Raw genomic sequence first — 24,259 nt, forward strand, 5'->3', positions numbered from 1 at the left:
ACGCTATCGACGCCCGATAGGGGCGGACAACCGGGCTCAAGCGGAACTCCTGCCCCGACTGGACTGATTCTTGAGCGAGTTGCGAGCCGCTCCGGTGTTCATCAGCCTCCCTCATCTGCAACAAGCCGAATTTTCCAACCGGGTTACCGGTTTTTTTCGGCCCCCTGTCCCTCAAGTCGGCTGCTACAGCGCCTAATAGCTCCACTCTGGTCATAGGCGAATCGTATGGCTGTGTTCCGTACGGCCGACGGCCGGGTACAACTTGCCGCGTTGCGGAAAAGGGCTGTTACGAACCCCGCCGGTCGCCCGCGGGCGCCGGGGACGGCCACTGCGCCGACGATCCCGTGATGCGCGACCGCGTGGACCCGGTGGAGACCCCGATGACGGGTGCGTCCGGCGCGCTGGAGCGGCGGCGCCGCCCGCCCGGGCCGTGGGTGGTGCTGGGCACGACGGTGCCCGCCTGGGCGGCGGGGCCGCGGAGCGCGGCGAGCAGCACGCGCGGGCGCAGTCCCCCGGAGGTCGGGGTCCCCGTGTGGAGCGCGTCGATCAGCAGTGCCGCGGCGGACGGGTCGGTGGTCGCGGCTGCCGCGAGCCGGTCCGCGTAGCGCCGGCCCAGCCGGGCCCGCAGGCCCGTCGGCGCGTCCTGCCCGTCCCCTGCCGCGTACGGGTTGCGGGTGCTCAGCTGCCAGGCGGGGGCCAGCCGGTGGGCGAGGGCACGGCGCAGCCGGTAGGTGATGCCGACGGCGGTGCCGTGGCTGATCAGCATCTGGTCGAGGACGAGGGCGCACTGCACGGCGAGCGTCATGCCCTGGCCGTGGGCCGGGTCGAGGGCGGCGAGGGCGTCGCCGACGACGAGGAACTGGTCGGGCCAGCGGCGCAGCTGCTCGTAGTGGCGCCAGCGGTTCTCGGTGCCGCTGCTGCCGTAGACGGGGCCGAGCGGTGTGGCGACCTCTATGACCTCGCGCAGCAGCGGGTGGCGCAGGGCGCCGGCCGCCCGTAGTAAGCCCTCGTGGTCGGTGGGCGGCCGTTCGCCGTCCTGGGCGCTGACGGTCACGGACCAGCGGCCGCCCTCCACGGGGTGGAGGACGCCCTGGCGCGGATTGTCGGGCGAAGCCATGAGGAACAGGCTCTTCCAGTCGGCGACGTGGCCGACGGGCGGTGCGAAGAGGGCGGTGGCGCAGGAGGTCCGGGCGCCCGCCACCGTCTCCAGCGGGGGCTGGTAGCCGATCTCGGTCAGCCACTGGGGGGCGCGCGAGCCGCGCCCGCTCGCGTCCACCACGAACTCGGCGGACACCAGGCGCCGGGCGGCCCAGCCCTCGGGCGCCTTGCGGTCCCGGCCGCGCACCCAGACCCCGGTGACGGTGTCGTTGCGGCCGGGTTCCAGCCCGACGGCCTCGTGTTCCTGGAGGAAGGACACCTTGGGGTCGGCGCGCAGCCGGTCGCGTATCGCCGCGTCGATCAGGTCGCGGCTGGCGCTGAGGACCGACAGGTCCGCGCCGTCGCGGGGCAGCCAGCCGCCGGGCCCGAGCAGCAGCATGTCCTCGGGCATCCGGACCCGGACGGCACCGGCGGCGGTGAGTTCCCGGCCGATGCCCGGGAACAGCTCCTCCAGGCCCCGGTGGGCGCTCGCGGTCAGGGTGTGCGTGTGCCGCGCCTGGGGCACGCCCCGGCGCCGCCCGGGTCCGCGGGGCACCCAGTCGCGCTCGATCACGGTGACCCGGTCCATGAAGTTGGCCAGGGCCTGCGCCGCGGTGAGACCGGCGAGGCTGGAGCCGATCACCACGGCATGGCCGTGGCCCCCGCCGACCACCTGTGCGTCCGGACTCACTAGGCTGCCCCTCCCGATCATCGTGGTTGCATCATGCGGTGTACGGCCGCTCCGCGGGGCGGGGTTCGGCCGGTCGGGGACGGGACCTCGAAGGGCCTTCGAGAGGGCCCCGAGGCAGGCTCAAGCAGGTGTCGAGCGGGCGGTGTCCGCCACCGCCGGGACCAGCCCGTCCGAGGTCTGCGGCGCCACGTCGACGGCGGGACGCGGAGCTGCGGCATAGGTGTCCCGCAGCCGTGCCCGTGCGTGCCCCGGTGAGGCGAGCGCCCGGTCGACGAGCGGTCCGGCGACGCCCGTGTACCCGGCCGGATCGAGCAGCGCGGCCGTCTCCTCACGCGTCAGCAGGCCCTGGGTCTCGGGCAGTTCGGCCAGTACGTCGGCGAGCGGCCGACCGGTCGCGGAGGCGGCCTGCGAGGCACGGGTCAGCAGTTCCTTGGCCGCCGCCTTGCCCAGCAGCGGCGCCAGGACGGCGGAGACCCGCTCCGAGACGAGCTGCCCGCCGGTCGCTCCGAGGTTGGAGCGCATCCGCTCGGGGTGGACGGTGAGTCCCCGTACGAGTTCGAGGGCCGTGTGCGCGGCGCCGCCGGTGAGCCGCAGGCATTCGCGCAGCGGCTGCCACTCCGCGTGCCACACCCCGGCCGAACGCTCGTCCTCGGTGGACAGGCACTGGACCAGCACGGTGGACAGGGCGGGCACTTGCAGGGCGGCGGAGCGGATCAGGGTCGCGAGCACGGGGTTGCGCTTGTGCGGCATCGCCGACGAGGCCCCCCGCCCGGCGACCGCGGGCTCGGCCACTTCGCCGACCTCGGTCCGGGCGAGGACCAGCACGTCCGCGGCGATCTTGCCGAGGGCCGCGGACGTGTGGGCGAGCGCGGCCCCCAGGTCGGCGACGGGGGTGCGCAGGGCGTGCCAGGGCAGCACGGGGTGGGCCAGGCCCGTCTCGGCGGCGAAGGCGGCGCCGAGTTCGTCGAGCACGGTCGCGGGGTCGGCGTCCTCCCCCGCGTACTGGAGGTAGCCGGCCAGGGTCCCGGCCGCGCCGCCGAGCGCCACCGGGAGCCCGGTGCGGGCGACCCGTTCGAGGCGTTCGGCCGAGTCCAGGACCAGCAGGCGCCACCCTGCCGCCTTGAGCCCGAAGGTCGTGGGCACGGCGTGCAGGGCGAGGGTGCGGCCGGCCATCACCGTGTCCCGGTGCGTGGCCGCGAGGCCCGCCAGGGCGGCGGCCACGGCCCGCAGGTCCGCGATGATCAGCCGCAGTGCCCGCGCTGCGACGAGCATCGCGCCGGTGTCGAACACGTCCTGGCTGGTCGAGCCGCGGTGGACGTATTCGGCGGCTTCCGGGGAGTTCCGGGCGACCAGCGCGGTGAACGCCTTCACCAGGCCCACCACCGGGTTGGCGGTCTCGCGCGCGGCGAGCGCCAGCTCCCGTACGTCGAGGAGGTCCGCACGGGCGGCGGCCGTGATGGCCTCGGCCGCCCGTGCGGGCACGGTCCCGCAGCGGGCCTGGGCCCGTGCCAGGCCCGCTTCCGCGTCGAGCATCGCCTGGAGCCAGGCCATGTCGCTGACGGCCGCCTCGACCGGAGTGCCCGCCCGGACCGGCGAGAGCAGCCCGGAGTCCAGCAGGGCGGAGAGCCTCCCCGCCCGCGGGGACTCGTGCAAGGGACTCATGCGCCTGCCTTCGCGCCGGCGGCCGTGACCGGGGCGGTGGCCGTACGGCTCCTCGGGAAGCCGGGCGTTGTCCGGCGCCGCGCGGCCGGCAGCCCGGGCACCGCGAGGACCGCTGCCGCGATGGCGTCGGAGTCCTCCAGGGTGACGGAGCCGACGCCGGGCCTGATGCCCGCGGCGGTCACCCAGTGCACGGACTCGGTGGGCACGCCGTAGGCGAAGCGCCGCGGGTGCGGCACCCCCTGGGCATCGATCAGGTGGTACGGCCGCTCGGACACGGCGAGACCGCCGGTCTCGTAGTCCGAGGCACCCGTGGAGTCCTCGCCCGGGATGCGGAACGGGCGGCACTGCCCGGTCCGCAGGAGCTCGTTCATCAGCGGGTCCGCGGTGCGCCGCAGGTCGATCTCGGGCAGGCGGGCCTCGATGAGCACCGTGGCCCGTACCCGCACGTCCGGTATCGCGCTCGACGTGACGGTGAAGCAGGGGCCGAGCGGGTCCTGCTCGTCGGCGGTGACGCGCAGGCCGGGGCCGGTCACGTCGAGGACGCCCGCGTCCATGAGCGCGGCCATCTCCTCGATGCGCGACGCCGGGGGTCCGATGGACAGGTAGGCGTTGAGCGGGGTGTACCAGCGGTCGAGGCCGTCGCGGTGGGACGCGGCGGACAGACCGGCGTGGTCGATGGCGAGCCGCAGCTCGTTGCGCAGGTCCCGCAGGACGTCGAGCGCTGCCTTGACCGGCCCGCTCACGTTGCCCTGGCGGGCCAGCCGGACGTCCTCGTCCAGGTGGCCGCGCAGCCAGGCGCGGAAGCTGGCCAGGTCGTAGCACTCCTCGTCGCCGTAGGGACGGGAGATGCGCTCCCAGTCCCAGCGCTCGGCCGGGGCGATCCCGGCCTCGTCGAGGAGCCGGTCCTCGGCCTCTCCGGGCTCGGCGTGCAGGTACCGCTCGGTGAACTCCGCGCCGTTGTCGGTGAGTTCGCCGCGCGCGGCGAGCAGGGCCGTGTAGTAGACGCCGCAGACCTCCTTGGAGACCAGCGGCCACAGGTCGGCGACGAAGTCGATGGACCCGCGGCGGATGTCCCGGGCGCGCAGCCGGGAGATGTACCCGGCGGTGAGGAGCCGGGGGTAGTAGCGCCCGTGGGCTCCCTTCTCGTTCTCGCCGCGCGCCTGGTAGGGCACGCCGCGCCGGGAGCCCGCGTACAGGCGCGGTTCGTGGCCGGAGGGCCGGTAGACCAGACGGCCGTCCACACGGGTGAAGACACCGCCCCGGCCGTGGGTGAACAGCGCCAGGTAGTCGAAGAAGTTGAGCCCGAGCCCGCGCAGCAGCACGTGCTCGCCGGGCCCGATGTCCGACAGGTCGACGTCGGCGGGATTGGAGGGGGCCAAGTACGTCAGCCCGTGCCGGGCGGCGAAGCCGGTCAGCTCCCGCTCGGTCTCCGTGAGCCGGGCCGGTACGTGGCCCTGGGCGAGGACGACCGCGGACAGGCCGGACAGCCTGGTGCCGTCCTCCAGGACCACGGTCTGCGGCCCCGCGTGTCCCGCGTCGGACTCCTCCAGGGCGACGGCGCGCACGGGGTGCGTGCGTACGCTCACGTGCGCGGCCGCGTTGGCGACGACCCGCTGGAACACCCAGGTCAGGTAGCTGCCGTAGAGGGCGCGGGTGGGGTAGGTGTCGGGGCCCAGCCGGCCCACCTCGGCGAGGATCTCGTCGTCGTAGACGGCTCCGGGAGCGGTCTCCAGCGCACCTGCCTCCAGGGACTTGGCCCACTCGTACAGGCTCGGTCCCTCGTCCAGCGGCCCGTCGATGCGGACACTGGCGTCGGTGTACACCGTCACCTGCGAGGCAACGGTGTTCATCAGCAGGTGGCGGGACTGCGAGGGCCGCCATACCCGTCCTGAGCCCGGCGGGTCCGGGTCGACGACGTGCACGGTCAGGGAGTCCCAGCGGGGCGACTTCCCCTCCTGTGCGCAGAGTCGTTCCAGTACGGAGAGCCCTCGGGGCCCAGCACCGACGAGACACACCTCCGCATGCACCGCCGCGCTGTCCCCGTTGAGCGGGACGTGAGCCAGGGCGGCCGGGTGGTCTGAGGGGAACGGGTTCCCCTGGGAAAACTGAACGGCCGCCGTCACCGGCGGCCCTGCGGTGAGTGCGGCGCGTATTGCGCGTTCGTCTCCGTGCGTTCCGTTCACAGCGCCTCCTTCCTCGGTCACCGTGGGCGGAGGCACTGCACTGAGGCTCGGATCCAGGTGGAAGGGGACTTGAGGAGCCCGGCCGCGGACTGCGGCGGCGGGCGGTTGCACTGCGGGTGATCACCGGCTGCGGATGCGTGCGGACGTCCAAGCCGGGCCCGTGCAGGGCTGCATCAGGACTCGACCAACCGTGGTTACGTTCAGCGGCGGGCGTATAACCGGGGCAATGGACGGACCGCATCCGGATGTACGGCACGCACCCCACCTGGAGATCGAGAATCAACGGAAGCGTCATCCTGAATACGTCTGCCACGAGACGAGGAATCCATGGTCCGGGATTCTCACTACATCCCGTCACGCGATGGATATTGACACTTCCGGCCCACTCGCAGAACCTTTCGGCCACACCCAGGGAACTTCTGGAAACCACGGGGGAAATGAACGCAAATGACGACTGAATCTACTGAAAGAACGAGGGCCGGCGCCTGCCGGGTTCAATCTGAACCGTCTATCGGATCTTCCTGAACCGGCACACAGAACCGCACCAGCGAAATCTTTCAGGAGCCTCGGGACGGGGATGTATGCCAGCCACTCCCCACCTCCCCGCAGGCCACCGATCATGAAGCAACTTCCGCAATCGGACGGGCGGCCATGCCACCCCACGGAGATTGCGGGCGCGAGTCATCTCATGAAGGAGATTCAATGAACGTTCGCCCGTGCCCCAGAAGCCACGCCAGGGAGACCCTCGCCGCCGACGGGTTCGTCCTGTGCGTTCCCTGCATCCGACAGCTGGAGCGGAACCTGCGTACGCTCCCCGGCCTCCACCAGGAGTGCCTGCACCAGATGTCGCCCTCGCCCCGGCGTACGAACCCGACGAAGGTGTCGGGCAGCCGCAACCGGGACCACCTGAACATGTCCGTCCTGGAGGCCCGCCACAACAGCCTGGCGATCCTCGATTCCTGGGCGGGAATCATCACGGAGAAGCTCGGCCGGGCTCCCCTCGGGCGTTCGGCCCTGCAGTTCGCCCGACTGCTCACGGAAAACCTGGAGTGGATCGCCGCGCAACACCTGGCGGTCGATTTCGCGGACGAGATCGACGCCGTCACCGCCGAATTGCGTCGCGCAGTCGACCCCGACCCGAACGGCCTCCACGCCATCATGAGGAAGTGCGTGGTGGGTTCCTGCACCGGGACGATCAGCGCAGCACCGGAGACGGCCGGTCATTCCGGCAGGAGCAGCCTCAAATGCTCTGCCGGACACTCTTGGGAGATGCGCGAATGGCTCACCCTTCGCCAGCTCATGGAGCACCAGCGAGAAAGTGTGGACGCATGAGCAGGCCGCCTCACCACAGACTCGTTCCGACGAATGTGGCAGCCCTTGCCGTGGGAGTCACCGAGGCGACCATCCGCAAATGGGTGAGCCGGGGGAAGATAACTCGCTACGGGGCACCGGGCCGCTCCCAGTTCGACATCGAAGAACTCACGAACATCGCCGTCCAGCGCCGCTGCTGATCCGCAGGAGCCGCTGCCGGCCCGCAGGAGCCGCTGCCGGCCCGCGGGAGCGCTGCCGGCCCGCGGGAGCGCTGCCGGCCCGCGGGTCCCGCGCCCGGCCCGCCGACGACGCCGGGCGGGTGGAGGCCTGCCGTACGGGCCCGGGAGGGCCCGTCGGTCAGTTCAGGCGGGCGACGACCCGGCCGCCCGCGGGAGCCTGTGCGGCCGCCGCGACACCGGCGGGCACCGCGGTCTCGGGGTGCGCCATCAGGATGGAGCGCTGCAGGCGGCTGAGCGCCGCCGAGGGCTCCAGACCCAGCTCCGACACCAGCGTCGTACGCAGCCGCTGGTAGACCTTGAGGGCCTCGCCGCGGCGGCCCGAACGGTGCAGCGCCAGCATGAACTGGCCGTGCAGGCTCTCGTGCATCCGGTACTGGTTGACCAGCACGGTCAGCTCCGACAGCAGCTCCCGGTGGCGCCCCAGGCGCAGGTCGGCCTCGATGCGCTGGTCGAGCGCGCACAGCCGGGCCTCCTCCAGCCGCCTGGCCTCCGTTTCGATGCGGGTGCCGGCCTGTACGTCGCTGAGCGCGGGCCCGGTCCACAGGGAGAGCGCGTCGGCGAGGCGGCGGGCCGCGCCCGCGTAGTCCTCGGAGTCCATGGCCCGGTAGCCGGCACCGGCGCGGCGCTCGAACTCCCGGTAGTCCACCGTGCCGCCGCGCGTCTCCAGGCGGTAGCCGCCGGGGAGGGTGGCCAGGATGTCCTTCGCGGTGCAGCGCTCGTCATCGCCGTGCTCCAGCGCGTTGGCGATCAGTACGCGCAGCTGCAGCACGTAGGTCTGCAGCGTGGTGCGGGCGCTGCGCGGCGGGGTCGCGCCCCACAGCTCCTCGATCAGCAGGCCCACGGAGACGACCTGGTCGGCGTGGAGCGCCAGCAAGGCCAGTACGTGTCTCGGCTTCGGCGCGGTCGGAGTGATCGAGACCCCGTTTTCCCGGACCGACAGCGCACCCAGCACTTCGATGTCCATTTTTCCCCCAAAGGATTCGCCCGAAGGTCGGTCCCGGCCTGCATGGTTGCGACCCGCCGGGCGTCCGGTGCGCACTCGCACCTGACCCCCTGATAAAAAAACAGCACAGTCGGTTTGTCAATACGATCGGTCCGATTCCAGCCAGCACCACCCTTGCCCGCGCCGCCAGTTGAGCCTTCGGCGGCAGCAAACCAGCAGGTCAGACAAGATCTTTGCCGTCAGGAGCCCGGGTGGCCGAGAAGGCCACATCGCGAGATGGCTGAATCTTCACCGCGGATCGCACGCAAGGGACGCGAGCCGCGCTCAGGCGCGAACTCCGTTGCAGCAGAAGGGGTACGCCCGAAATCGGACCCTCGGGCGGGTCATCGGCGACGACTGAGGAACCCTCGAAGAGACCGCCCGGTCGGTTACGCTCCGCTTCCTTGCGCCTGGATCCGGACGAGGACGTCCTGCGCCGCGAGGGACGGCAGCAGCAGTTCCCAGAACCGCGTGACGGTGCGGCGCGAGATCCAGGTGGCGTCGCGGACGGACAGCACCTCGAACCCCACGGTCGCGCCCACCACCGCGCTCACGGCGCCCTCCGGCTCCACACCGGGGCGCAGTTCCCCCTGCGCCCCGGCCCGGGCCACTTCCTCCTCGACCCAGCTCTGCCAGTGCTCGCGCAGGTCGGTGCGGCGCGGCCGGGCCACGTCGCCGCTCAGCTTGAACCCGGCCCGCAGCACCTTGTTGCCGCGCAGCTCGTGGGCGAGCCCGTGGGTCACGTCGACGAGGTGCTGCAGGTGGCTCGCCCCGGCCGGTGACGACTGCGCCGTGACGGCCCGCAGCCCCTGCAGGGCGGCGTCCTCGACGGCGTCGGCCAAGGCAGCCTTGGAGGCGAAGTGGAAGTGCAGTGCGCCGTTGCTCACCCCGGCCTGGGTGCTGATCGTGGTGAGCGACGCGATCGTGAAACCCTCACGGTCGAATGTCTCGGCCGCACGGTGGATCAGGGTTTCCCGAGTCCGCACTGCGCGTTCCTGCTTGGCCATCAAGTTGCTCCGTTATTGCGGGGGATTACCGTGCTTGCGGGACGGAATCTCGGCGTGCTTGTTGCGGAGCATCGCGAGAGCCCTGACGAGGGTGGCGCGGGTCTCTGCGGGGTCGATGACGTCGTCGACGAGGCCGCGCTCGGCCGCGTAGTAGGGGTGCATGAGCTCGGCCTTGTACTCCTTGACCATGCGTGCGCGCATGGCCTCGGGGTCGTCGGCGTCCGCGATCTGCTTGCGGAAGATGACGTTGGCCGCGCCCTCGGCGCCCATGACGGCGATCTCGTTGGTCGGCCAGGCGTACGTGAGGTCGGCGCCGATGGACTGGGAGTCCATGACGATGTACGCGCCGCCGTAGGCCTTGCGCAGGATCAGCGAGATCCGCGGGACCGTGGCGTTGCAGTACGCGTAGAGCAGCTTGGCGCCGTGGCGGATGATGCCGCCGTGCTCCTGGTCGACGCCCGGCAGGAAGCCGGGGACGTCCAGCAGGGTGATGATCGGGATATTGAAGGCGTCGCAGAGCTGCACGAAGCGCGCGGCCTTCTCGGACGCGTGGATGTCCAGCACGCCGGCCAGGTGACCGGGCTGGTTGGCCACGATCGCGACGACCTGGCCGTTCATCCGGCCCAGGACGCAGATGATGTTGCGGGCCCAGCGCTCGTGGACCTCCATGAACTCGCCGTCGTCGACGAGCTCCTCGATGACCTTGAGCATGTCGTAGGGACGGTTGCCGTCGACGGGCACCAGCTCGAGCATCGTCTCGGAGCGCAGGTTCGGCGGGTCGTCGCAGGGCACGGTTGGCGGGTGCTCCCGGTTGTTCTGCGGCAGCATCGACAGCAGGAACCGGACCTCGGCGATGCAGGTCTCCTCGTCGTCGTACGCGAAGTGCGCGACGCCCGAGGTCTCGGCGTGCACGTCCGCGCCGCCGAGCCCGTTCCCGAGACGCCCTCCTGGATGCGGGCGCCCGCGCCGTCGTTCAGCGAGACCAGCGGGGCGCCGGCCGCGATGGCCTTGTCCATGATCTTGTGGATCTTCGTGGCGTGGGCCTCGCCCAGCGCCCCGCCGAAGATCCGGAAGTCGTGCGCGTAGACGAAGACGGTGCGGCCCTCGACCGTGCCCCAGCCCGTGATCACGCCGTCGGTGTAGTGCTTCTTGTCCTCCAGGCCGAACCCGGTCGCCTGGTGGCGGCGCAGCTGCTCGACCTCCTGGAAGGAGTCTTCGTCGAGCAGGAGCTCGATGCGCTCGCGCGCGGTCAGCTTGCCCTTGGCGTGCTGCGCCTCGGTCGCCCGCGCGCTCGGCCCGTTCCGGGCCTGTTCCCGGATGGCCTGCAGCTCGGCCACACGCCCGTAAGCGTCCGCCGCCCCCGCAAGGGCCCGGGTGAGGTGGTTCAGAACACTCACTACACGTCCCTCCCTCAAGGTGCGGCCCGACCAATACCCCACCCTAACAAACCGCGCATGCGGTTTCTCAGGTCGACCGCCTGGCGCGCACGTGATTCAGCCTTGGTCAACAACTGCCGGCACTACCGCCAGTTGTGAGGGGAGCGATAGGCGGCCGTGGCCTGCTCGGACCGCCACAGCGGGGCGTCCTGCGGCTCCGGTACGTCCTGCTCCCCGCCGCGCCCGGCGAGCACCGAACACAACACGACGGTCACCGCGGCCAGCTCTTCATCACTGGCCCAACCCCGCTCGATACGGAGAGCGAACTTTTCAGCGCCCAAAACACCCACGACTCCTCCTCAGGCCTTAGGTCACCGTCGCCGAACGACCTCAAGGCCGACTTGAGACGCGCCAGGAGGGGGATGGAGGACCGCACGGCGCCCGCACGACGCCTAGCAGGGGCGATGTCGAGTCGAAATTGGCCGGAATGCGATCGTCCGCAACTTCTGGCTCTGGAGGCTCGCATTCCCCTGGAAACTAAACCGGTTGGTATGTATCTTTCCTCAAGCTTCGCCTCATTACCCGCGACTCGTCAGCGCCAATTGTTCAGGGGGAACAATGACTGCGACTACGTTCCGAGTTGAGCGCCCAACGATCCCCTCCCCACGAGGGGAGGCCAGGTCGCCCATCAGGCCCTTCAGGTCCGTCAGCCCCTCCTGGCCGACCCTGACCGCGACCGTGCCCAAGGAATTAGTGCACCGGTCCGCCGTCGCCGAGGTCATGCTCACCGACTGGGAACGTCACGACGACACGCGGTTCCGCGTGGCTGCCCAGTGGCCCCGGGGTCACAGCTTCTTCACCCCCGTCGCGGACGGTTACCATGATCCGCTCATCGGCTGCGAAACGATTCGCCAGATCGGCATGCTCCTCGGGCACGCCGAATTCGACGTACCCCTCGGGCACCAGTTCAGCGTCGCGGACATCTACATAACCGTGCGTCCGGAGCATCTGCGGGTGGGCTGGTCGCCGGCGTCCCTCGACATCGAGATCACGTGCACGGACATAAGACGCCGCGGCACGAATCTGTCGGGTCTGCGCTTCGAGGCGGTGCTCCGGCGTGAGGGGAACGTCGTCGCGACCGGGGGCGGTTCGTTCTCCTGCATGACGCCGGGCGTGTACCAGCGCGTCCGCCGCAACCACACCCTGGGCGGGGACTGGCACCAGCTGCCGCTCACCAGTCCGGCGGCGCCGCAGAGCGTCGGACGCATGTCGCCCATGGACGTGGTCCTGTCGCCCACGGGCGATCCCACCCGCTGGCAGCTGAGGGCGGACACGCGTCACCCCATCCTGTTCGAGCACGAGGTGGACCACGTACCGGGCATGGTGCTGGTCGAGGCGGCGCGGCAGGCCACGGCCTCCGTGCTGGGGCGGTCCTCCTACCTGCCGCTCAGCATCTCCACCGAGTTCAAGCGGTACGCCGAACTGGACTCGCCCTGCACGATCGAGGCCGTCCAGCTCCCCGGCACGGGCCCCGACGGCGAGGAAACGGTCGTGGTGACCGGCCATCAGAACGGCGCACTCGTCTTCAGTGCCACCGTGGTCGCAGGGTCGCACGGCCTCTGAAGCGGCAGGAAGCAAGAAAGACAGAGAACAAGGAACGACTACGCTCCGTCACGGGGACGAGAAAGAACTCAGATGATCTCTTGCCCACGCACGGAAACAACCGGCCGGCCGGCCGAGCAGTGCGGGGAGCGTCGCGTCCGTGGCGGCCTTCGCTCCCGCGCGCTGGCGCTCCGCACCGGCCAGGAGCGCCTCGACGAGCTCCCGGGAGTACCGCTCACCCAGCGCGGCCCGCGCCTGGCCAGCGCCCAGTTCCTCGAAGCGCAGCGGACGGTCCAGCAGTTCGGCGAGCTGGGCCGTCTGCTGGACCGCCGTGATCGGCTCCGGCCCGGTCAGGGTGTAGGCCTTGCCCGCATGCCCCTGCTCGGTCAGTGCACGCACCGCCACCTCCGCGACGTCCCGCGGATCGACGCACGCGTTGGGCGAAGACCCGTACCGGGCGCGCACCACGTGCTGCGTGCGGACGGAATCCGCCCAGGCCAAGGCATTCGACATGAACGAGCGGGGACGCAGCAGGGTCCACTCCATGCCGGACCCGCGCAGTAGGTCCTCGTTCGCCCGCTGCCACCTGGTGATCAGGTCATCCGCCCCGGGGTCCTCGACCGCGGCCGCGGACAGCTTCACCACGTGGCGTACGCCGGCCGACGCCGCGGCCCGCACGAAGCGCACGTCGTCGTCGCCGATGCGACTGGTCACGAGGAAGGCGGCGCGGACTCCGGCCAGTGCCCGGGAGAGCGACCGTGGATCCCTGTAATCCCCCTTGACGATCCCGGCCGTGCCCGACGCGCCCGTCACGCGGTCCGGATTCCTCGCCAGGATGCGAACGGCCACGTCGGCGGGGAATCGGCGAACCACCTCCCGCCCGATCCGTCCCGTGGCACCGGTGACGAGAATCATGACCTTCCTTCCCTGACCCGACTATCTCTTCTCGGCGAATCGATCCAACGTGGCGACCCGCTGTAAGATACAAACTGGGCGGTTTTTTACTGACCGCCACAGCGTGGTCACACACCCTGAGGAGGGAGGAGGCAGAGTGGCTGAGCAAGTGCGAGCCGTCCGCACACGGCGGACGATCCTTTCCGCGGCGGCCAAGACCTTCGAGGAACACGGCTACCAAGCCGCAACGATCTCCCAGATCCTCAAGGAAGCCGGAGTGACTAAGGGAGCGCTGTACTTCCACTTCCAGTCGAAGGAAGACCTGGCCCAAGGCGTCCTCGCCGAGCAGGACCAGCGGCTCCTCGTTCCCTCGCGCGCCTCCAAGGTGCAGGAGGTCGTGGACGTGGTGATGCTGCACGCCCACCGCCTGCAGACCGACCCGATGGTGCGCGCCGGTGTACGGCTGTCGATGGACCAGCTGGCGCATGGCCTGGACCGCAGCGGCCCGTTCCTGCGCTGGAGCGAAGTCGGCACGGAGCTGTTCAGGACGGCGCAGAGTCAGGGCGAACTCCTGCCCCACGTCGTGCCTGGCGAGACCGCCGACGTCCTCGTGGGCGCGTTCGCCGGCATCCAGTCCATGTCCCAGGCCATCTGTGACTACGGAGACCTGGTGACCCGGGTGTCCGCACTGATGCGCCACCTGCTGCCCAGCGTGACGGTGCCCTCCGTCCTCGCCTCGCTCGACCTCGCCGCGACCCGGGGAGCCGCCGTCTACGCCGAGGCGCTCAAGGCCGCGGACGAGCTGGAACTCACGGACAGCACCGCCTGAGACCGCGTCACACCCGGCTCGGCCGCGCACCGTCCGCACCTGCGCCCTCGGCCAGGTACGCCGACAGCGCGACGGCCAGGCCGTCACCTCCCGGGGCCCAGGCGATGTACCCATCGGGCCTCACGAGCAGCGCTTCCTGCGGTACGTCGGGAGTGGGCCTCGCGTGCACCACCCGCAGCGTCCCCTCCCAGCCCCGCGCTTCCTCCCGGTAGCCGCTGCTCTCCTCGCCGAAGAGCACCAGCACCGGTCTGCCGTCCGCCAGAAGTCCGATCACATCGGTCTCGCCGGTCGTGGTCGTGAGCGCGACGTTGTGCAAGAACCTTCCCGCACCCAGCGCGGTCCGCCCCGTGTGCTCCGGAAGGACCGTGTCCTGCGCGCTGACCATGCCGCTGAGGTATCCCCCGGCCGGGTCCGCGGCCAGTATCCCGGTGAACACCTCCCGCAGCGCGTCTGCTTCGGCTCCCTCCCGCATCAGCGCGAGCTGGGCCTGCGTGTTCTCGACGACCCGCCGGGCCGCGGGCCGCCGCTCCAGGTCGTAGGTGTCGAGCAGCTGCGCGCCCGCCGAGCCGTGCACCGCCAGCGCCAGCTTCCAGCCCAGGTTGAGGGCGTCCAGCACCCCGGTGCTCAGCCCCTGCCCGCCGATCGGGAAGTGCACGTGCGCGGCGTCCCCGACGAGGAAGATCCGCCCGGCACGCAGGCTCCGGGCCAGCCTGGTGAAGTCGCTGAACCGGCTGAGCCAGCGCGGATCCTCCATCGCGATCTCTCGCCCGGCGATCCAGGACGTCTCCCGGCGCAGTTCCGCCAGGCCGAGCGGCTGGTGCCGGTCGGGGTGCGCCCCGCGGAAGTTGACCGTCCGGATGTGCGTGCGCCCCCCGGACCCTGCCTTTGCGGCGATCCATCCGCGGGATGTGCGGTGCCAGCCCGGGAGCAGGGAGGCCGGGTCCGGAAGCGTGACCGTGCCCGCCATGGCCGCGACCGATGCCGCGTAGGTGTCCGAGCCGATCCCCGCCTGTTCGCGGACCGTGCTGCGCGCACCGTCCGCGCCCACCGCGTACCCGGCGACACAGGTGACCGTCCCGCGCGGCCCTTCGGCCGTGATCCGTACCCCGCCGGGCTCCTGGACGATCCCGGTCACCCTGTGCCCGCGCAGGATCCGGGCTCCGGCCTGCAGGGCCCGTTCCTCGAAGAACCGCTCCAGATCGGCCTGGGAGCACTTGAGGATCGGCTCGGGTTCGCCCTGGGGAGCCGTGATGACCAGTCCGGGAAGACCGCCGAAGTGGAAGGAAGTCGCGCCGCCTGCGGACGAGGAGGCCCCGGCCGGCAGGAGGCCGCGCCGGGCCAGGCACTGGACGGCCCGCGCGTGCAGGGTGGTCGCCTTGGGCTGCTCCGTGACGGCGGCCGCCGCCTCGATGACCACCGTGTCGACGGCGCGGGCGGCCAGTTCGGCCGCCACGAGCAGGCCGACCGGCCCTCCCCCGACCACGGCCACCTGCGCCCGGATCCCGCCGTCCCCCGCGACGACAGCACTCTGCACGTCGATGGCCTTCCCCCCGAACCGATGCCTCTCAACGACGGCAGAAATATACCGGGTGGAATGTTCTTTCTCCGTGCGGGGCGGAAAACTGGTCGTACGGGAGGGCAGGAAATCCCTCCCGCGGCCGTCGGCCGAGGCTTCGCCGACGGCCCGGACTCAGCCGCCGCCCGTGCCCAGCCGGGCCGAGGACATCGGGCCGCCTTCCGAGCGCTCCGTCTTGCACCCCTTGACGCCCGGTGCCAGGGTCCGCGCGTCCACGGCCTCCGCGGGCGCCCCGGTGGCGTACAGCCCGTCGGGTTCGTTGTCCCGGTCGTGCGGGAGCAGCCAGAACACCCTGCGCCGGAAGGTGCCGGAGGACCGGGACGGCTTGGCCCCCGGGCCCAGCACGGCGTATCCGACCATCCGGCCGTCACGGTGGTAGGCGGGCTTGCCGCGGCGCGTCGGGAGCCGGTCCAGGCTCTGCCGGACGTAGTCGAGCCGGGTGATGTCCTCCAGCCATACGAGGTCTGCCTCGTGGAGGATCTCGTCCTCTGCGATGAGGGCGCTCATGCTCTCTCCTCGTGCGCGAGCAGACCGATGCCCGGGTAGTACTTGCGCTGGTTCGACAGGATCATCTCCTTCGGCGATGCCAGACCCACCGCCTCGCGGACGCGTGCCGCGAACGCACGGGAGGAAATCGCCGGCGCCCCCTCATTGTGGCACCAGCTCCTGTATGCGGCGTAGAGAAGGGCCTGTTCCGCCCTCAGATCAGGCTCGAAACGGCAGGTTTCGCCGATGAACCGCCCGGTGTGGTCCTCGGTCTCCGCGTACGCCGTCGTGGCGATGCGGACCCGCTCGGGGCCCGAGAGGTCCTTGTCCCCGCCCAGGTAGCGCCGGGCGCCCTCGATGAGCCAGTTGAGGATGCCCGGGCCCTCCTGGGTGACCAGGACGTCCGCCAGGTTGTCGATCTTGCGGTGGTCGGGGACCACCCGCTCGAACGGGATCAGCCGCATGCGCCGCCAGAACGCGAAGCCGCCGGTGCCCACTTCGGGCCGGTGGTTGCCGAGCAGCCACAGCTTGTGCGTCGGCTCGAAGCTGAAGAAGTCCTGCCGCATCCGGCGCGCCTTGATCCGGTCGCCGCCGGTGAGCAGCTTGACGCGGGCCTCGTCGAAGCGGTCGCCCGGCTTGACCTCGCTGCACACGATGACGCGCCGGCCGTGCAGTTCGGCGAGGTCGGTCGGGTGGCCCTCGTACGGGCGCGCCATCAGGAAGCCGGGCGGCGCGGCGTCCGCGTAGTCCCCGAGGAGTTTCATCAGGACGTCCAGCAGGACGGACTTGCCGTTCTTGCCGGAGCCGAAGAGGAACGGCATGACCTGGGCACCGACGTCACCGGTGACGGAGTAGCCGAGCAGCAGCTGCAGGAAATCGATCATCTCCGCGCCTTCGGGTCCCTCGCCGAAGGTGTCGGTCAGGAAGCGGTTCCAGCGCGGGGTGGCCATCGGCTGCGGTGCGGCCGTGGTGGAGCGCGAGTGGAAGTCCTTCGTCGGCTGGGCGGGGCGGATGTGCCCGGTGCGCAGGTCGACGACGCCCGCGGGGGTGCACAGGGCGTACGGGTCGGCGTCCAGCCGCGCCGCGTTGAGGACCATGCCCGGGGCGGACTTGGCCTGGGTGAGCATGGCGTTCATGCCGCTGGTGCTGAGCGCGCGTCGGCGGTGCTGCTGGAGCGCGGACGGGGTGTAGACGCCGCGCGGGTCGGTGGTGGCGATGCTCTCCGCGAGGTCGCCCGCGGCCCAGAGCACGGTGTCGTCCTCGTCGACCTGCCAGCGGGTGCCGTCCCACCGGAACCAGCCGATGCCGGGCACGTGGCGGTAGTCGTCGGCGTAGAGCTTGACGAACAGTTTGGCGTTGCCGCGGTCGGTGAGGGTGTCTGGCAGCAGTCCGGACGCCGTCGCCTCCCCGTCCGAGTGCACGGCGCGGGCTTCCGCAACGGGAGGCTCCTGGGCTTCGTCGACGTCCGCGTCCTGTTCGCCGGGCTCCGCCGCGACGGGCTGGGCGAGGATCTGCGCAGCGGCGGCCTGGACGTCGAACTCGAACAGCTGGCTGCTGTTGTCCAGGCTCACCTGCGGCCTCCCAGCGCCAGCGGACGCATCGCGCCCGCTCTGAGTCCGCTGCGGATGACGGCGCCGCTGCGGCGTTCCTGCCCCGGGCGGGCCCGTTCGGCCGCTTCCCGCAACGAGGCGCAGGCCTCGGCCTCGGTCAGGTGCCCGGCGGCGACCAGTCCTCCGGCGGTGTAGGCGGCGCGGTTGAGCTTCTCGGAGAAGGCGGCCCCCTCGGGTACGGCGGCGCAGGCCGTGACCTCGGCGAGGACCCCCGCCAGCAGCCGGCCCGGGGCTCCACGGCCGCCGCCCGCCGCGATGACGGCCTGCCGGGCCCGCGGCGGTACGGAGCGCGGCGCGGCCACGTGCGCCGGTGACAGGTGCCCGGTGCGCTCCAGTTCGCGGGCGAGCCAGGCCGGGAGCGGCGCGGGCTCCCGTACGGGCCCCACGGGCCGGTAGACGCCCCCGGGGGTCACGGTGCCGGGGGCCACGATGTAGCCGCCGTGCGCCCGTACGTCGACCTGCCAGGCGAGGGCGCGGCCGCTGCCCGAGCCGGTGGAGCACTGCCAGCGGTGGCCGCCCTGGTCCCGGTACCAGACGTGCAGGCCCCCGGAGGGGGTGCGTACGCGCAGGGTCGAGGTGTCGTCGGCGGGGCTGACGGCGCCGCGCAGGGCGGCGAGCAGGCCCAGCGTGTGGAAGCCGTTGGCCAGTCCGGTCAGGTCCACGGCCGGGGATATCCCGACGCCGGGCAGCAGCCGGTCCCGGTCGGGGAGTTCGCGGGCGTGCGCGTCGATGTCGATGACCACCAGCCCCGCGGGGCCGCACGCCACACCGATGCCCAGGTCGGGGCGGCGGCCCCAGCACTGCTCGATCCTGGCGGGGTCGAGGGTGGCCGCGTGGAAGCCGTGGCACCAACGGCCCGCCCGCAGGCATTCGCAGGCCCCTCGGTGGTGGCCCGATGACCGGCACGTCTCACAGTTGCCCACGGGCGTCTTGCGGCCCGGTGCCAGCGGATGGACCGGCCACCCTCGGCGCGCGCACCACAAGGCAGTCGCAAGAGGCTGCGGTTCCCCCCATGCAGCTCCCCCCGACTGTCTTGGGTCGCTACGCGAAACCCGCAGCTCAGCTGCCATCACTTCCCCCATCAGCGACTGAAGCGACTGAACGCCTGGAAACAGATTAGCGAAACCCCTGGGAAGCGAGAGTCTTTTGAGCCTGCACAGGGGGACGCCTGCGCTGCGTGCTCGAGCGACTCAGCGACTGAAGGCGCAGCTACCGAAGTTTCTTCGGTAGCTCGTTGAGTCGCTCACAGAACACCAGGTCACAGAGGTACGCAAGCCAGAACAGCGACTGAAGCGACTCAAGACCCCTATATATGACGCACACACGCACGCACACGCGCACGTGCGTTACGGCTCATATACCGGGACCTTGAGTCGCTTCAGTCGCTGTCAGGCAGTAACACCCCCTCTGAACAGGGGTTTCGGCCAGCGCGCCACAGCGACCGAAACTGTGCTGAGTCGCTGTTCTTCAGTCGCTGCGCCCGGCGGGCCGGATCGGAAGGCGTCGAGTCCGCCTCCGCCCTGGCTCTAGCAGGTGGTGAGGCGATGCAGAGGCCCGCCCCCGGCCCCGGCCCGCGGGCCCCGCGCCGGGCGTCCCACGGTCGCTGTCGGCCCCGGCAGGCGGGACCTCAGCTGCCGGGTTCCCCCGCCAGGAGCAGCTTCTTCTGCGGCTTGCCCATGGCGTTGCGGGGCACCGCGGCGATGAAGCGGACCTCCCGGGGACGCTTGTGGACCGAGAGCCGGGCCGCGACGAAGTCGGTGAGCTCCTCACCGGTCACGCCCTCGGCGACGACGTACGCCACGATCCGCTGGCCCAGGTCGGCGTCGGGGACCCCGACCACCGCGGCCTCGGTGACCTTGGGGTGGTCCAGGAGGGCGTTCTCGATCTCGCCGGCGCCGATCCGGTAGCCGCCCGACTTGATCAGGTCGATGGAGGCGCGCCCCACGATGCGGTGGACCCCGTCGGCAGGATCGACGGCCGCGATGTCGCCCGTACGGAACCAGCCGTCCTCGGTGTACGCGGCCGCGGTGGCCTCCGGCCGGCCCAGGTACCCCGCGAACAAGGTGGGCCCGGTCAGCTGGAGTTCGCCGATGTCGGATCCCGGCTCGGCGGCGATCCGGGTGCGGATGCCGGGCAGCGGGGTGCCGACCGTCCCCGGGCGGACTTCGGCCCCGGCCCGGCCGCTGATGGTGATCAGGGTCTCGGTCATGCCGTACCGCTCGACGGGCCGGTGCCCCGTGAGGCGCTCCAGGTCGCGGAAGACGGGCGCGGGCAGGGCGGCGCTGCCGGAGACCAGCAGACGGGCGCCCGCGAGCTCGGCGGCGGCCTCGGGAGCTCGGGCGACGCGGGACCAGACCGTGGGCACGCCGAAGTAGAGGCTGCCGCGCGCCCGTGCGTACGCCTCGGGGGTGGGCCGGCCCGTGTGGACGAGGCGGCTGCCGGTGCGCAGGGCCCCCAGGACGCCGAGGACCAGCCCGTGGACGTGGAAGAGCGGCAGGCCGTGCACGAGGGTGTCCTCGGCGCTCCACTGCCAGGCCTCGGCGAGGGCGTCCAGGTCGGCCGCGAGCGCCGCGGCGGACAGGACCACGCCCTTGGGGGCGCCGGTGGTGCCGGAGGTGTACAGGATCAGCGCGGGGTCCTGCGCCGCGGGCACGGGCCCGCTCCAGTCGGAGCGCCGCGCGAAGTCCACGTCGACGGTGCGGGCGCCCGAGTCCCGCAGGATGTGCTCGCGTTCGGCGCTCCCCGCGTCGGGCGGCAGCGGTACGAGGGGCACCCCGGCCAGGAGCGCGCCGACGGCGGCCGCGACGGTCTCCAGGGAGGCGGTCGCGGTCACCGCGAAGGCGGGGGCCCCGGCCACGTCGGCGGCCACCGCACGGGCCGCGCCGAGCAGTTCCTCGTAGGAGGCGGAGCGGCCCGCGACGGTGACGGCGTCCTTCCGGTCCCCGTAGGTGCCGGTGAGTGCGGTCAGCATGGCGGCGGCTCCGGTGGGTCGGCGGGCGGGGCGGGTGCGGGCCTTGATCAGCCTACGGGGGGCGGAGGCGGCCCCTGCGGACCCTCCCCCGCCCCTGCCGGGAGCCGGTCAGATGAGGCCCTGGGCGAGCATGGCGTCCGCCACCCGCTCGAAGCCGGCGATGTTGGCCCCGGTCACGTAGTCGCCCGGCGCCCCGTACCGTTCGGCGGTCTCGTACGACACGGCGTGGACGGAGCGCATGATGGCGGCGAGCTCCTCCTCGACGCGCTCCGCGGACCAGGCCGTACGGCTCGCGTTCTGGCTCATCTCCAGGGCGCTGACCGCGACCCCGCCCGCGTTGGCGGCCTTGCCGGGGCCGAAGGCGACACCGGCCTCCTGGAGGAGGCGGACGGCCCCGGGGGTGGTGGGCATGTTGGCGCCCTCCGAGACGGCCCTGACACCGTTCTGGACCAGGGTGCGGGCGTCCGCCTCGTCGAGCTCGTTCTGGGTGGCCGAGGGGAAGGCGACGTCGGCGGGGACCTCCCAGACGCGGCCGCCGCGCACGAAGCGGGCCGAGGCGCCGCGGCGCTGCGCGTACTCGGAGACCCGGCCGCGCTCGGCCTCCTTGATCTGGCGGAGCAGCGCGAGGTCGATGCCCTTGTCGTCGACGACGTAGCCCTCGGAGTCGGAGGCCGTCAGCGGGTTAGCGCCGAGCTGCTGGAGCTTCTCGATGGTGTGCAGGGCGACGTTGCCGGAGCCGGAGACGACGGCGCTCAGGCCGTCCAGGGCGCCGCCGCGGGCCGCGAGCATCTCGGCGGCGAACAGCACGCTGCCGTAGCCGGTGGCCTCCGGGCGGATCGCGGAGCCGCCCCAGCCGCGGCCCTTGCCGGTGAGCACGCCGGCCTCCCAGCGGTTGGTGATGCGCCGGTACTGCCCGAAGAGGTAGCCGATCTCGCGGCCGCCGACGCCGATGTCCCCGGCCGGCACGTCGGTGTGCTCGCCGATGTGGCGGTGGAGCTCGGTCATGAAGGACTGGCAGAACCGCATCACTTCGGCGGCCGAGCGGCCGCGCGGGTCGAAGTCGCTGCCGCCCTTGCCGCCGCCGATGCCGAGGCCGGTCAGCGCGTTCTTGAAGACCTGCTCGAAGCCGAGGAACTTCACCACGCCGATGTCGACCGACGGGTGGAAGCGCAGACCGCCCTTGTACGGGCCGAGCGCGCTGTTGAACTCGATGCGGTAGCCGCGGTTGACGTGCACCCGGCCGTGGTCGTCCTGCCACGGGACCCGGAAGATGATCTGGCGCTCCGGTTCGACGAGGCGCTCCACGAGCCCGGATTCGGCGTATTCGGGCCGTGCGGCGAGCACGGGCGCCAGGGTCTCCAGCACCTCCCGTACCGCCTGGTGGAACTCGGGCTGGGCGGGGTTGCGGCGTTCGATGTCGGTGCGCAGCGCGTCCAGTCCGTCCTTCGGGGCCGTCTGGTCCTTCACGGTTGCTCCTCCTGGAGGTGGGTTCCGGTGCCGGTGGCCAGCCGGAGGCTACCTCGTCGGACCGTGCCGTCCCGGGGGGCGAGGACCCGCTTGCCGGTCCCCCGGGCCGTCGGACCGGATCACGCCCACTGTTGCGGGCCGCGGCCGAGACACCGTGGACGCCGGGTCGAATCCTGCGGGACACGGGGTCCGGGGCGCCCCTATGATCGGCGCTCCGACCACCACCAGGGGGAAACCGGCGTGGAAACGGCACGGCTCGCCTCACTCGTCGCCGCGACGATCACCATGGGCCTGATGAGCGGCCTGTTCTACGGGTTCTCCGTCGCCGTGATGCCCGGTCTGGCGCGCAGCACCGACCGGACGGTCATCGAGGCGATGCAGCGCATCAACGTGGCCATCCTCAACGGCTGGTTCCTGCTCGGCTACATCGGCGCCCTCCTGTTCACCGGGCTGGCACTGGGCCTGCACATCCCCTCCGGCGGCTCCGCACTCGGGCCGCTGACCGGCGCGTTCGTCTGCTACGTCCTGGCGATGGCGGTCACGGCCCGGGTGAACATCCCGCTGAACAACGCCCTGGACAAGGCCGGTCCGGCCGAGCAGCTCGCCGATCCGGCCGCCGTCCGCGGCGCGTTCGAGGCGCGCTGGGTGCGCGCCAACGTGTGGCGCGCGGTGCTGTGCACGGCCTCCGTCGCACTCCTGGCCTGGGCGCTGCTGCTCCACCGTTAGGGTGCGGGGATGAACAGCACGTCACCGCGCCTGGTACCGGTCACCGCCGACAACTTCGACGCCGTCTGCGCGGTGCGGGTGCATCCCCGTCAGGAACACCTCGTCTCTCCGGTCGTGAAGTCGCTGGCCGAGGCGTACGTCCACGGGGAGGCCGCCTGGCCGCGGGCGATCGTCGACGGCGACGAGGTCGTCGGCTTCGTGATGGCCTTCCTCGACATAGCCTGGAACCCGGCCGAGGACCCCCGTGACATCCGCTCCGGCCTCTGGCGCCTGAACATCTGCGCCTCCCACCAGTCCAAGGGCTACGGCCGCTTCGCGGTCGGCGCCGTCACCGACGAGCTCCGCCGCCGGGGCGCCACGCGGGCCTACGTCACCTGGGAGCCGGGCGAGGGCAGCCCCGAACCCTTCTACCTGGGTCTGGGCTTCGCCCGCACCGGTGAGCTCAGCGGCGGCCAGCCGGTCGGCGTGCTCGAACTGGCCTGAGAGCACGTTAGGGCGCCGGGAGGACCACCGTACGAGGGCTCGCGGACGGCGCGGGCGCCGCGGGCGCGGCCGGGGAGCTGCGGAACTCGCGGGGGCTGACGCCGCGCACCCGCTTGAAGGCGGTGGAGAGGGCGAACGCGCTGCTGTAGCCCACCCGGCGGGCCACCGTCGCGACCGTGGAGTCCGGTTCGCGCAGCAGGTCGGCGGCCAGGGCCAGGCGCCAGCCCGTCAGGTACGCCACCGGCGGCTCTCCCACGACCTCCGTGAAGCGGCGGGCCAGCGAGGCGCGCGAGACCCCGACCTGCAGGGCCAGTTCCTCCACCGTCCAGCCGTGCGCCGGGTCCTCGTGCAGCAGGCGCAGCGCCGGGCCCACCACCGGGTCGCTCTGGGCGCAGTACCAGGCGGGGGCGCCGCTGCCCGGCGCGGCCAGCCAGGTGCGCAGCACCCCGATCAGCAGCAGGTCCAGCAGCCGGTCCAGGACGATCTCCTGGCCGGGCTCGTCCCTGCCGATCTCCTGCGACAGCATTCCGACGAGCGCGGTGTCGGTGGAGTCCGGGCGGCGGCGCACCAGGACCGACGGGAGCACCCCGAGCAGCCGCCGGCCGATCTCGCTCGGTGCCTGGTAGGTGCCGCTGAGCATCACCGCGGAGTCCTCGTCCTGGAAGGCGGCGCCCCAGGTGCGTACGCCCAGGTCCATCGTGCCCGTCACGTCCTCGCCGGCCTGCGTGCTGCACCGCTGGTCCACGTCGACCGTGATCTGCACGGGCGTGTCCGGGGAGTCCGCGACCGTGTAGGCCTCTGGCCCCCGTACGACGGCGACGTCCCCCGGGCCGATCCGCACGGGTGCGCCCTCGTCGGGCACCAGCCATGCGGAGCCGCGCACCATCGTCACCAGCGACAGCGGAGCCCGGTCCTCCACCCGCAGGGACCAGGGCGGGTTGAAGACGGACTTGAGCAGGAAGGCGCCCCGGGCCTGGGGGCGTTCGAGGAGGCCGGTCAGCGTGTCCATGCGCACATCCTCCCCGCC

The 24,259-nt window shown here is 71.9% G+C and carries 19 protein-coding genes and 1 pseudogene; 5 read left to right on the forward strand and 15 right to left on the reverse strand.

Annotation, left to right across the window (positions count from 1 at the left end; genetic code table 11):
• Positions 1 to 286: 286 nt before the first annotated feature.
• The 3 genes from IO30_RS0127790 to IO30_RS0127800 all read right to left on the reverse strand — a co-directional run bounded on the left by IO30_RS0127790 (position 287) and on the right by IO30_RS0127800 (position 5,517).
• Positions 287 to 1,828 (reverse strand): FAD-dependent oxidoreductase, encoded by a 1,542-nt coding sequence (locus IO30_RS0127790; protein ID WP_158866799.1) that lies wholly within the window; start codon positions 1,826 to 1,828, stop codon positions 287 to 289.
• Positions 1,829 to 1,948: 120 nt separating this feature from the next.
• Positions 1,949 to 3,490: a nitrosuccinate lyase gene (locus tag IO30_RS0127795; protein ID WP_078904840.1), complete on the reverse strand. Its 1,542-nt coding sequence runs from the start codon at positions 3,488 to 3,490 to the stop codon at positions 1,949 to 1,951.
• Complete coding sequence (locus IO30_RS0127800; RefSeq protein ID WP_078904841.1) at positions 3,487 to 5,517, reverse strand: FAD/NAD(P)-binding protein; 2,031 nt, start codon at positions 5,515 to 5,517, stop codon at positions 3,487 to 3,489. Before IO30_RS0127800 ends, IO30_RS0127795 begins: the two co-directional genes overlap by 4 nt.
• 858 nt (positions 5,518 to 6,375) lie before the next feature.
• Here IO30_RS0127800 and IO30_RS0127805 point away from each other — a divergent pair.
• On the forward strand, positions 6,376 to 7,005 hold the full coding sequence (locus IO30_RS0127805; RefSeq protein ID WP_031147349.1) for a hypothetical protein: 630 nt from the start codon (positions 6,376 to 6,378) through the stop codon (positions 7,003 to 7,005).
• A gap of 336 nt (positions 7,006 to 7,341) precedes the next feature.
• On the opposite strand, the gene IO30_RS0127810 is transcribed toward IO30_RS0127805, so the two are convergent.
• The 4 genes and pseudogenes from IO30_RS0127810 to IO30_RS0127825 form a co-directional block, all read right to left on the reverse strand.
• A complete protein-coding gene (locus IO30_RS0127810) occupies positions 7,342 to 8,187 on the reverse strand; it encodes an AfsR/SARP family transcriptional regulator (protein ID WP_031147351.1) in 846 nt (281 codons plus the stop codon).
• Between the two features lie 407 nt (positions 8,188 to 8,594).
• Positions 8,595 to 9,191 (reverse strand): ScbR family autoregulator-binding transcription factor, encoded by a 597-nt coding sequence (locus IO30_RS0127815; RefSeq protein WP_234321857.1) that lies wholly within the window; start codon positions 9,189 to 9,191, stop codon positions 8,595 to 8,597.
• 33 nt (positions 9,192 to 9,224) lie between these two features.
• A pseudogene (locus IO30_RS40930) lies at positions 9,225 to 10,600 on the reverse strand (acyl-CoA carboxylase subunit beta).
• 131 nt (positions 10,601 to 10,731) lie between these two features.
• Complete coding sequence (locus IO30_RS0127825) at positions 10,732 to 10,929, reverse strand: acyl-CoA carboxylase subunit epsilon (protein WP_234321856.1); 198 nt, start codon at positions 10,927 to 10,929, stop codon at positions 10,732 to 10,734.
• A gap of 397 nt (positions 10,930 to 11,326) precedes the next feature.
• On the opposite strand from IO30_RS0127825, the gene IO30_RS0127830 reads away from it, so the two are divergent.
• Positions 11,327 to 12,211: a ScbA/BarX family gamma-butyrolactone biosynthesis protein gene (locus IO30_RS0127830; RefSeq protein WP_234321855.1), complete on the forward strand. Its 885-nt coding sequence runs from the start codon at positions 11,327 to 11,329 to the stop codon at positions 12,209 to 12,211.
• A gap of 48 nt (positions 12,212 to 12,259) precedes the next feature.
• Here the strand turns inward: IO30_RS0127830 and IO30_RS0127835 are convergent, their stop codons facing one another.
• Complete coding sequence (locus IO30_RS0127835) at positions 12,260 to 13,105, reverse strand: NAD(P)H-binding protein (RefSeq protein WP_031147359.1); 846 nt, start codon at positions 13,103 to 13,105, stop codon at positions 12,260 to 12,262.
• 136 nt (positions 13,106 to 13,241) lie between these two features.
• Here IO30_RS0127835 and IO30_RS0127840 point away from each other — a divergent pair, with 136 nt between their 5' ends.
• Positions 13,242 to 13,913 (forward strand): ScbR family autoregulator-binding transcription factor, encoded by a 672-nt coding sequence (locus IO30_RS0127840; RefSeq protein ID WP_031147361.1) that lies wholly within the window; start codon positions 13,242 to 13,244, stop codon positions 13,911 to 13,913.
• Between the two features lie 7 nt (positions 13,914 to 13,920).
• Here the strand turns inward: IO30_RS0127840 and IO30_RS0127845 are convergent, their stop codons facing one another.
• The 6 genes from IO30_RS0127845 to gdhA all read right to left on the reverse strand — a co-directional run bounded on the left by IO30_RS0127845 (position 13,921) and on the right by gdhA (position 22,023).
• The gene (locus IO30_RS0127845; protein ID WP_051902634.1) at positions 13,921 to 15,447 is read right to left on the reverse strand and encodes an FAD-dependent monooxygenase; all 1,527 of its coding nucleotides are present in this window, start codon (positions 15,445 to 15,447) and stop codon (positions 13,921 to 13,923) included.
• A gap of 156 nt (positions 15,448 to 15,603) precedes the next feature.
• Positions 15,604 to 15,996, reverse strand: coding sequence for a DUF6009 family protein (locus IO30_RS0127850; protein ID WP_031147365.1), 393 nt, complete (start codon positions 15,994 to 15,996; stop codon positions 15,604 to 15,606).
• Positions 15,993 to 17,546, reverse strand: a complete 1,554-nt coding sequence (locus tag IO30_RS0127855; protein WP_031147367.1) for a DNA primase family protein — start codon at positions 17,544 to 17,546, stop codon at positions 15,993 to 15,995. Before IO30_RS0127855 ends, IO30_RS0127850 begins: the two co-directional genes overlap by 4 nt.
• The gene (locus IO30_RS0127860) at positions 17,543 to 18,655 is read right to left on the reverse strand and encodes a bifunctional DNA primase/polymerase (RefSeq protein ID WP_031147369.1); all 1,113 of its coding nucleotides are present in this window, start codon (positions 18,653 to 18,655) and stop codon (positions 17,543 to 17,545) included. Before IO30_RS0127860 ends, IO30_RS0127855 begins: the two co-directional genes overlap by 4 nt.
• A gap of 557 nt (positions 18,656 to 19,212) precedes the next feature.
• Positions 19,213 to 20,556, reverse strand: a complete 1,344-nt coding sequence (locus tag IO30_RS0127865; RefSeq protein WP_031147371.1) for an AMP-binding protein — start codon at positions 20,554 to 20,556, stop codon at positions 19,213 to 19,215.
• A gap of 108 nt (positions 20,557 to 20,664) precedes the next feature.
• Entirely contained in the window at positions 20,665 to 22,023 is a 1,359-nt protein-coding gene (gene gdhA, locus IO30_RS0127870; protein WP_031147373.1) for an NADP-specific glutamate dehydrogenase, read from the reverse strand.
• 240 nt (positions 22,024 to 22,263) lie between these two features.
• Between gdhA and IO30_RS0127875 the strand changes: the two genes are divergently transcribed.
• Positions 22,264 to 22,749: an anthrone oxygenase family protein gene (locus IO30_RS0127875; protein WP_031147375.1), complete on the forward strand. Its 486-nt coding sequence runs from the start codon at positions 22,264 to 22,266 to the stop codon at positions 22,747 to 22,749.
• A 9-nt stretch (positions 22,750 to 22,758) separates the two neighbouring features.
• Positions 22,759 to 23,232: a GNAT family N-acetyltransferase gene (locus tag IO30_RS0127880; protein WP_031147377.1), complete on the forward strand. Its 474-nt coding sequence runs from the start codon at positions 22,759 to 22,761 to the stop codon at positions 23,230 to 23,232.
• A 7-nt stretch (positions 23,233 to 23,239) separates the two neighbouring features.
• On the opposite strand, the gene IO30_RS0127885 is transcribed toward IO30_RS0127880, so the two are convergent.
• On the reverse strand, positions 23,240 to 24,241 hold the full coding sequence (locus IO30_RS0127885) for an AraC family transcriptional regulator (protein ID WP_031147379.1): 1,002 nt from the start codon (positions 24,239 to 24,241) through the stop codon (positions 23,240 to 23,242).
• Positions 24,242 to 24,259: the final 18 nt, after the last annotated feature.

The sequence above is a fragment of the Streptomyces xanthophaeus genome, assembly GCF_000725805.1.
Classification (GTDB): Bacteria; Actinomycetota; Actinomycetes; order Streptomycetales; family Streptomycetaceae; genus Streptomyces; species Streptomyces xanthophaeus.

Coding starts and splice junctions, on each gene's coding strand:
- IO30_RS0127880 (WP_031147377.1), top strand. CDS start 22,759: ATGAACAGCACGTCACCGCGCCTGGTACCGGTCACCGCCGACAACTTC.
- IO30_RS0127885 (WP_031147379.1), bottom strand. CDS start 24,241: ATGGACACGCTGACCGGCCTCCTCGAACGCCCCCAGGCCCGGGGCGCC.
- IO30_RS0127805 (WP_031147349.1), top strand. CDS start 6,376: ATGAACGTTCGCCCGTGCCCCAGAAGCCACGCCAGGGAGACCCTCGCC.
- IO30_RS0127810 (WP_031147351.1), bottom strand. CDS start 8,187: ATGGACATCGAAGTGCTGGGTGCGCTGTCGGTCCGGGAAAACGGGGTC.
- IO30_RS0127850 (WP_031147365.1), bottom strand. CDS start 15,996: ATGAGCGCCCTCATCGCAGAGGACGAGATCCTCCACGAGGCAGACCTC.
- IO30_RS0127795 (WP_078904840.1), bottom strand. CDS start 3,490: ATGAGTCCCTTGCACGAGTCCCCGCGGGCGGGGAGGCTCTCCGCCCTG.
- IO30_RS0127860 (WP_031147369.1), bottom strand. CDS start 18,655: ATGGCAGCTGAGCTGCGGGTTTCGCGTAGCGACCCAAGACAGTCGGGG.
- IO30_RS0127835 (WP_031147359.1), bottom strand. CDS start 13,105: ATGATTCTCGTCACCGGTGCCACGGGACGGATCGGGCGGGAGGTGGTT.
- IO30_RS0127865 (WP_031147371.1), bottom strand. CDS start 20,556: ATGCTGACCGCACTCACCGGCACCTACGGGGACCGGAAGGACGCCGTC.